This is a genomic window from Saccharothrix sp. NRRL B-16314, from assembly GCF_000716595.1.
Taxonomy (GTDB): domain Bacteria; phylum Actinomycetota; class Actinomycetes; order Mycobacteriales; family Pseudonocardiaceae; genus Actinosynnema.
Window position 1 is genome coordinate 1 of the sequence record NZ_JNXC01000205.1, and the last position, 329, is coordinate 329.

The window sequence follows — 329 nt, forward strand, 5'->3', positions numbered from 1 at the left end:
GGGCCCGGCGGGGCCGGCCGGCCACCATCAGCGTGGATCAGGTGGAGGCGGTCGTGGTCACCACGCTGGAGGAACTCCCGAAGAACGCCACCCACTGGTCGCGCAAATCGATGGCGGAGCACAGTGGCCTGTCGAAGTCCACCGTGGGCCGGATCTGGCGGAAGTTCCAGCTCAAGCCGCATCTGACCGACACGTTCAAGCTGTCGACGGATCCGCTGTTCGTGGAGAAGGTCTATGACGTCGTCGGCCTGTACTTCAACCCGCCCGAGGGCGCGGTGGTGCTCTCGGTGGACGAGAAGTCGCAGATCCAAGCCCTGGACCTGTCTCTT

Annotated in this window: 1 pseudogene; it reads left to right on the forward strand. The window is 65.0% G+C overall.

The features are described from left to right. Window positions 1-329, forward strand: a pseudogene (locus tag OQ02_RS39665) (IS630 family transposase); the annotation flags it as partial.